Origin of the sequence: Acinetobacter sp. UBA2063 (assembly GCF_002333245.1) — a bacterium.
GTDB classification, from domain to species: Bacteria; Pseudomonadota; Gammaproteobacteria; order Pseudomonadales; family Moraxellaceae; genus Acinetobacter; species Acinetobacter parvus.
On the sequence record NZ_DDAH01000191.1, the window covers coordinates 1,092 to 9,149 of the forward strand.

11 protein-coding genes are annotated in these 8,058 nt (G+C 41.4%); 1 reads left to right on the top strand and 10 read right to left on the bottom strand.

The window, feature by feature from the left end:
• Positions 1–708: acyl-CoA dehydrogenase family protein (locus tag B4H32_RS09255; protein ID WP_286802372.1), on the top strand; the 708-nt coding region annotated here is incomplete at its 5' end.
• A gap of 52 nt (positions 709–760) precedes the next feature.
• Here B4H32_RS09255 and B4H32_RS09260 read toward each other — a convergent pair.
• The 10 genes from B4H32_RS09260 to rplO form a co-directional block, all read right to left on the bottom strand.
• Positions 761–1,261, bottom strand: a complete 501-nt coding sequence (locus tag B4H32_RS09260) for a DUF2059 domain-containing protein (RefSeq protein ID WP_004683260.1) — start codon at positions 1,259–1,261, stop codon at positions 761–763.
• Positions 1,262–1,398: 137 nt separating this feature from the next.
• Positions 1,399–2,889: a flavin-containing monooxygenase gene (locus tag B4H32_RS09265; RefSeq protein WP_286802376.1), complete on the bottom strand. Its 1,491-nt coding sequence runs from the start codon at positions 2,887–2,889 to the stop codon at positions 1,399–1,401.
• A gap of 454 nt (positions 2,890–3,343) precedes the next feature.
• A complete protein-coding gene (gene rplQ / locus B4H32_RS09270; RefSeq protein ID WP_004641032.1) occupies positions 3,344–3,709 on the bottom strand; it encodes a 50S ribosomal protein L17 in 366 nt (121 codons plus the stop codon).
• A gap of 18 nt (positions 3,710–3,727) precedes the next feature.
• Positions 3,728–4,735 carry a DNA-directed RNA polymerase subunit alpha gene (locus B4H32_RS09275; protein ID WP_004683263.1) on the bottom strand — a complete coding sequence of 336 codons (1,008 nt, stop codon included), beginning with the start codon at positions 4,733–4,735 and terminating at the stop codon, positions 3,728–3,730.
• Positions 4,736–4,753: 18 nt separating this feature from the next.
• Positions 4,754–5,380 carry a 30S ribosomal protein S4 gene (gene rpsD, locus B4H32_RS09280; RefSeq protein ID WP_004786890.1) on the bottom strand — a complete coding sequence of 209 codons (627 nt, stop codon included), beginning with the start codon at positions 5,378–5,380 and terminating at the stop codon, positions 4,754–4,756.
• Between the two features lie 12 nt (positions 5,381–5,392).
• The gene (gene rpsK / locus B4H32_RS09285) at positions 5,393–5,779 is read right to left on the bottom strand and encodes a 30S ribosomal protein S11 (RefSeq protein WP_001040166.1); all 387 of its coding nucleotides are present in this window, start codon (positions 5,777–5,779) and stop codon (positions 5,393–5,395) included.
• 19 nt (positions 5,780–5,798) lie between these two features.
• Positions 5,799–6,155 (bottom strand): 30S ribosomal protein S13, encoded by a 357-nt coding sequence (rpsM, locus tag B4H32_RS09290; RefSeq protein ID WP_004974734.1) that lies wholly within the window; start codon positions 6,153–6,155, stop codon positions 5,799–5,801.
• Positions 6,156–6,262: 107 nt separating this feature from the next.
• Positions 6,263–6,379, bottom strand: a complete 117-nt coding sequence (rpmJ, locus tag B4H32_RS09295) for a 50S ribosomal protein L36 (protein WP_000867907.1) — start codon at positions 6,377–6,379, stop codon at positions 6,263–6,265.
• Positions 6,380–6,399: 20 nt separating this feature from the next.
• Positions 6,400–7,719: a preprotein translocase subunit SecY gene (secY, locus tag B4H32_RS09300; protein WP_286802401.1), complete on the bottom strand. Its 1,320-nt coding sequence runs from the start codon at positions 7,717–7,719 to the stop codon at positions 6,400–6,402.
• A 45-nt stretch (positions 7,720–7,764) separates the two neighbouring features.
• Positions 7,765–8,058 (bottom strand): 50S ribosomal protein L15 (rplO, locus tag B4H32_RS09305; RefSeq protein WP_286802395.1); only part of this gene is annotated, 294 nt, incomplete at its 5' end.

Below are 8,058 nucleotides of genomic sequence, written 5' to 3' on the forward strand. Positions count from 1 at the left end.
GATGGTGATGAATATGTGATTAATGGTTCTAAAATCTTCATCACCAATGGCTATCTCTGCGATATGGCGATTGTGGTGTGCAAGACAGGCAACAATGAAAAAGGCTCAGCAAATTTATCATTAATCATCGTTGAAGCTGATCGCGCTGGTTTTAGTAAAGGTAAACCTTTGAATAAAATCGGAATGAAAGGGCAAGATACTTGCGAATTGTTCTTTGACAATGTACGCGTACCTAAGGAAAACCTACTTGGTATGCAAGGTATGGGCTTCATCATGTTGATGAAAGAACTGGCATGGGAACGCATGTTGGTTGCGATTATTTGCCAGGCAGGTGCAGAAGCAGCATTTGCGCATACTGTTCAATACACCAAAGATCGTAAAGCATTTGGCAAAGCAATTAGTACATTCCAAAATACGCGGTTTAAATTAGCTGAATTACGTACTGAAATTGATTTCTGCCGTACTTATTTAGATCGTTGTATGGAATTACAACTCGAAGAAAGCTTAGGTGTAGATGCCGCAGCGGCAGCCAAATACAAAATTTCAGATATGTTCTCAAAAGTTGTGGATGATTGCTTACAGTTACATGGTGGCTATGGTTATATGTTGGAATATCCAATCGCCCGTGCCTATATCGACAACCGCGCCAACCGTATTTATGCAGGTACCAACGAAATCATGAAAGAGTTGATTTCCCGTACCCTATAAGCTTAAACATTCAAAAGGGGAATAGTGTTGATTCACTATTCCCTTTTTTTATTTATTTCTGTTCAGTTTTTTCAGGTTGCTGAACAGGTGCTGGATTCATGCGGGCCATCAATTGTTTAACTGTTGGGTTTTCCACATGCTGCTGCATGGTGGTGTTGAGTGCGGTACGCGCATTTTGAGTGGTGTAATGTGCCACTTCACTGCCAATTTCACTGGCTTTCTTGGCCCAGGCTTTCCCTTCTGTAGATTGATAGAATGAGAGTGCAGCCTGTAACTCTTTCTGGCTAAACGCCTCTACATAACGTTGCACAATAAACTGCTTTCTTTGTTCAGAATTGAGATTCTTGGTCAAGTCTGCATAAAACTCTGCTGGAATATCTTTAGGTAAGCGCATTTTAATTTGATTCAGGATCAACTTGTCTGTCGCTTCCAACCCCTGCTCCGTTCCATCTACCTCAACAAGTTTCTGTGCAATCACTTCCTTTTGTTTTATATCATCTGCCAAAACAGCCGTACTGAACAATAATGCCCCTAAAACCACCCATTGCTTCATTACTCTTTCCCTGATTCTCAGTTTTTTTAATGTCATCAAATATACGCGATATTTTTCTGATTGAAAGAATATCCAAAGTCATATCAATAAAAAACCCCATGTATTTACATGAGGTTCTCAATTTCACCTATGTCAGATTATGACACTAGCTTCGGCTTACGATCTGCCTGTTCACCACGCTTATGGAACTCTAAAACTCCATCATCAAACTTAGCATCTTTCAGTTCTTTGCGATCAACTAGGTAATTATTGGTGATCTTCCACGGTGCTTGTTTACCTTGTTTAGGCATTACATCAGCTGCACGTGCGATATAACCAGAAGACATTTTACCCATGATCGTATCATTTTCACGCTGTAAAGGATCAGCGTGTGCAATCACTTCATCAAAACCATTTTTATCCATATGATTGATTAAGCGGCAGATATAATCAGCTGCAACATCAACCTTTAATGTCCATGAAGCATTGATATAACCAATGATCATCGCCATGTTAGGGACATCACTCACCATCATGCCTTGATACAGCATATGTTGAGATGTATTCATTGGTTTACCATCAATTGAACCTTGCACCCCACCTAGAATCTGAATTTCTAAACCAGTTGCCGAGATCACAATATCCGCTTCTAAATGTTTTCCAGATTTTAATTGGATACCATTTGCAGTGAATTTTTCAATTTGATCTGTTTCAACACTTGCTTTGCCTTCACGTAAAGATTTGAATAAATCACCATCAGGTACAACACATAAACGTTGATCCCACGGATTATAGCTTGGTGTAAAGTGTTTCATATCCACTTTACCCTTGAGCTGCAATTCAATACCTTTCAATAATAAACGACGCACAGTTTTCGGATATTTTTGTGCCAATGCGTAAATACCACGCTGCATACCAATATTACGCGCACGCGTAAATTTATAAGCCATTTCTTCAGACATAAATTTACGTGTTTTTTCATAAATAAAGTCAATTGAAGGAACTGTTGCAATATAGGTTGGTGAACGTTGTAACATCGTCACGTGTCCTGCCCCACCTTTGACCATTGAAGGTACAAGGGTAATTGCAGTTGCACCACTGCCGATGATCACAACTTTCTTACCCGTGTAATCTAAATTTTCTGGCCAATGTTGCGGATGAATAAACTGACCTTTAAAATCTTCTTGTTTAGGAAATTTAGGTGCATAACCTTGATCATAGTTATAGTAACCTGTACAACCCATGACAAAGTTGGCTGACCAAATTTGTTTTTTCTTGTTATTATCTTCGATCTCAACTAACCATTTTTTCTTTGTAGAATCATAGTTTGCTGAAAGAACACGATGGCCAAAGTGAATTTTATCTTTTAACTGATTTTCACTAATGACATCACTTAAATAACCTTTGATCTCAGCGCCGCTAGCTAATACTTTATCTTTTGCCCATGGCTTGAAGTTAAAACCAAAAGTTGACATATCCGAATCAGAACGAATACCAGGGTAACGAAAGAGATCCCATGTTCCGCCAAAACTATCACGACGTTCTAAGATTTCGAATTTACGCTGTGGACACTTCTTAGAGAGATGCACAGCTAATCCAATCCCAGAGATACCTGCACCAATAATTAATATATCAACTTGCTTTTCCATTTTTTTTATACCCTGTGTAAATCATGTCTTTATTAAAGCACAAATTTGACAATACACAATGTCAAGTTTGATCATTCATCGGTTTTTTTATATCAGTTCGGGACATTTTGAGAAAAAAAGTGGTAAAAAAATCCTGAGATTTTTGCTTGGGTTTAGCTTTTGGTAATGTTTATAGGGTTAAAAATAAATCTGCTTTCTACGCTTCATTATCATCACATTCTTTTAACCATAAAATAATACTGAGGACAGATGACCATAGCTCTGCCTAATGAAACATTTTTAGCTAAAATTAACTTAATATACGGTCCGATCACAGAAAAATGGTTCATTCAATCTGATCTAATCGTTATATAAACCAGAAAATATGGCTTAATCTCATTTAAGATAGATAATAAAAAAGGTCGGAATAAACCGACCTTTTTTGGAACAACTGACTGTTCTACACGTAGAAGTATTATTTTACTTCACGGTCTACAAGTTCAACGTAAGCCATCGGTGCAGCATCACCTGCACGGAAGCCCGCTTTAAGAACTCGAAGATAACCGCCGTTACGTTCTTTGTAACGAGGGCCAAGAACGGTAAATAATTTACCAACAGTTGCTGCTGAACGAGTACGAGCAAACGCTAAACGACGGTTTGCAACAGTATCGTTTTTAGCTAAAGTGATTAAAGGCTCAGCAACACGACGAAGTTCTTTCGCCTTAGGCAAAGTTGTCTTAATTAACTCATGCTCTACTAAAGCATTTGTTAAGTTTTGAAACAACGCCTTACGGTGGCTGCTTGTACGGCCTAATTTCACACCACTATTACGATGACGCATGGTGATAGTCCTACTTAATTAACGGCTACGATAGGCAAATCGGTCATCCATACGGAGACTAGCTGGTGGCCAGTTCTCTAAACGCATGCCGAGTTGTAAACCTTTCGATGCCAAAACATCTTTGATCTCTGTTAACGATTTTTTACCTAAGTTAGGAGTTTTTAACAACTCAACTTCAGTACGTTGAACAAGATCACCAATGTAGTAAATATTTTCTGCCTTCAAACAGTTAGCAGAACGAACAGTAAGCTCGAGATCATCTACTGGACGAAGCAAAATTGGGTCAACTTCTTCGCGAGGCTCTTGAGCAACAGGGGTTTGATCTTTCTGAAGATCAACAAAAATTGCAATTTGTTGTTGCAAGATTGTTGCCGCTTTGCGGATCGCTTCCTCAGGATCAACCGTTCCGTTAGTCTCAAGATCGATCACTAACTTATCAAGATCGGTACGTTGTTCTACACGCGCATTTTCTACTGTATAAGAAACACGCTTGATTGGGCTATAAGAAGCATCTAACTGTAAACGACCTACAGGACGTGTTTCACCTTCTGGGAAACGAGAGTCAGATGTCTCATAACCACGACCTTGAGCCACTTTAAGGCGCATTTTCAATGAACCAGAAGAACTCAAAGTACCGATTAAATGATCAGGGTTAACCACTTCAACATTGTGAGGCAAACGGAGGTCAGCTGCTGTTATGTCACCTGCACCCTGCTTTTCCAATGTTAAATATGCTTCGTTTTGATCGAACAGCTTAATAGACAATCCTTTTAGGTTCAGCAAGAGCTCGACGATGTCCTGCTGCAAGCCTTCTAAAGTACTGTACTCGTGCTCGACGCCTTCTATTTCTACTTCAACCACAGCAGCGCCAGGCAAAGAAGACAATAGAATGCGACGTAAAGCATTACCTAGAGTATGACCAAAGCCACGCTCCAAAGGTTCCAGAATCACTTTTGCCGAGGTCCCGCTCACCGCTTCGACCTTGATCGCTTGCGGAGTTAGAAACTCGTTTGCAGTACGCGTCATTTATTGCTACCTCAAGGATTATTTAGAATACAATTCTACAATCAAGCTTTCGTTGATTTCAGCAGGTAAATCAGAACGATCTGGTGCAGCTTTGAACGTACCTTCAAGCTTAGAATGGTCAACTTCCATCCATGAAGGGATACCACGTTGAGCAGCCAATTCAATTGCGTTTTTAATACGTAATTGTTGTTTTGCACCTTCGTGAACTGCAATTACATCACCAGCTTTAACTTGAATAGACGCAATGTTAACACGACGACCATTTAAAGTAATGCTACGGTGAGATACAAGCTGACGAGCTTCTGCACGTGTAGAACCAAAACCCATGCGATAAACAACGTTATCAAGACGGCTTTCGAGCAATTTCAACAAGTTTTCACCTGTTGCACCTTTCACACGAGCAGCTTCTTTATAGTAGTTACTAAATTGACGCTCTAAAACACCGTACATACGACGTACTTTTTGTTTTTCACGTAATTGTAGTGAGTACTCAGATTGCTTACCACCACGAGCCCCGCCATGTTGGCCAGGAGCTTTAGCGTGTTTTTTAGTTTTGACGTCAAATGGTTTAACGCCAGATTTTAGTTGCAGGTCTGTCCCTTCGCGGCGAGAGAGTTTGCATTTTGGACCAATATAACGAGCCATGAATGTTTCTCCTTACACGCGACGTTTTTTAGGTGGACGGCAACCGTTGTGAGGGATTGGAGTCACATCGGTAATGCTGTTAATTTTATAACCCACTGCACCTAATGCACGAACCGCAGACTCACGACCTGGACCAGGACCTTTCACAAGGACGTCCAAGTTTTTCAAACCGTAATCTAAAGCAGCTTTACCAGCAACTTCAGCAGCTACCTGAGCAGCGAACGGAGTTGATTTACGTGATCCACGGAAGCCTTGTCCACCTGAGGTAGCCCAAGCCAGTGCATTACCTTGACGATCGGTAATGGTCACAATGGTGTTATTAAAAGAAGCGTGAATGTGTGCAACACCTTCAGAGACGGTACGAGTGACCTTCTTGCGTGTGCGAGTATCTTTAGCCATCTTTTAGCTTCCAGAAATCTTATTTCTTAATCGGTTTGCGCGGACCTTTACGGGTACGTGCGTTAGTTTTGGTGCGTTGACCACGGACAGGCAAGCTGCGACGATGACGAAGACCGCGGTAGCAGCCTAAATCCATTAAACGTTTAATGTTCATGGAAATTTCGCGACGTAAGTCACCTTCGGTCGGAACCTTAGCAACTTCTGCACGAATCGCATCAAGCTGAGCGTCATCTAATTCACGGATCTTTGTTGTTGGCGCGATACCAGCAGCAGCTAAGATAGTCTTAGCAGTGTGACGACCAATACCAAAGATATAAGTGAGAGAGATAACAGCGTGCTTGTTATCCGGAATGTTTACACCGGCAATACGAGCCATTCAATTTTCTCCAAAAAGGCAGTTAAGATAATCAACCGCCCCACAAAAATCTTGAGGGGCGGATAATAACCTAATTAGCCTACTGAAATCAACAGGTCTTAATCAAATTAACCTTGACGCTGCTTATGACGAGGTTCTGCGCTGCAAATTACGCGAATAACCCCATTACGACGGATAACTTTGCAGCTACCACAAATTTTCTTTACAGAAGCTTGTACTTTCATGATGAAACCTCTAAGTGCGCTTATCCCTTAGGATGAGCAGTCGTTTTTCTCATTAACGTTTGATTATCGTACTGGTGCGAGGTGAGATGTGCTTGAAGCTGAGCCATAAAGTCCATCACAACCACTACAACGATTAATAATGATGTACCACCTAAGCTAAATGGAATTCCAAATGAGCTTTGTAGAATCATCGGCATTAAGCAGACTACAGTGATGTAAATCGCGCCAATAAAGGTCAAACGACTGAGAATATGATCTAAGTAACGAGCAGTTTGCTCACCTGGGCGGATACCAGGCACATATGCTCCGCTACGCTTTAAGTTTTCTGAAACTTCTTTCGGGCTGAACACCAGCGCAGTATAGAAATAACAGAAGAAAATAATTAACGCGCCAAAGAGCATTAAATACAACGGCTGTCCAGGCGATAACACCAATGCCAGATCTTGCAGACTACGTTTTACAATCCCTGCATTTGGATCAGCACTTCCCAACCACTGTCCCAAGCTCGCTGGAAATAGTAACAATGAGCTTGCAAAAATTGCTGGAATTACACCTGCCATGTTAATTTTTAATGGTAAATGTGTTTGCTGTGCAGTAAATACACGACGACCCTGTTGTTTTTGAGCATAGTTTACTGGAATACGACGCTGTGCCTTTTCAATAAACACAATCGCAGCGAGGACTGCCAACGATAATAAACCGAATACAGCTAAACCAATTAAACTACCCTGACCATTATGAACAGACGAAAACGACTGAATCACGAGATTTGGCAAACCTGCCACAATACCCGCAAAAATGATCATGGAGATGCCATTACCAATACCACGTTCGGTAATTTGTTCTCCCAGCCACATCAAAAACATTGTTCCCGCAACCAGCGAAGTGACTGCTGGAACATAGAATGCCAGGCCTGAGGTCAGGGTAATTCCCTGACTAATCAGCCCTGCACACATACCCACCCCTTGCACAAGTGCAAGCAGCAGGGTGCCGTAACGCGTATATTGATTGATCTTACGCTTGCCCTGTTCGCCTTCTTTTTTCAAAGCTTCCAGCGAAGGAACCACCGTTGACATCAACTGCACGATAATCGATGCAGAGATATAAGGCATGATTCCCAACGCCAGAATTGACATGCGTTCCAACGCACCGCCAGAGAACATGTTAAATAAACCTAAGAAAGTACCTTCATTAGCTTTAAAAAACTGTGCTAGCGCTACGTTATCAATACCTGGCAACGGAATATGCGCTCCTAGTCGAAAGACCAATAACGCGCCAATCAAAAACATTAATCGACGAATAATTTCACGGTATTTCACATGAAATGGTTGGCCTTTCATCATGTTTACATGACCTGAAGAACTAGGAGTCATAGACACTCGAGATTACTCCTCGACTTTACCGCCAGCAGCTTCAACAGCAGCTTTAGCGCCTTTAGTCAACACAACACCTTGTACAGTGAATGCGCGAGTGATTTCACCAGAAAGCACGATGCGAGCACGAATTTGGTCACGACGAACAACATTCGCAGCTTTTAAAGTTTCAAGGCTAACAACATCACCTTCAACCTTATTCAACTCAGACAAGCGTACTTCAGCAGTTTTCAAAGCGATTTGGCTAGTGAAACCGAATTTTGGTAAACGACGATATAACGCTGTTTGACCGCCTTCAAAACCTGG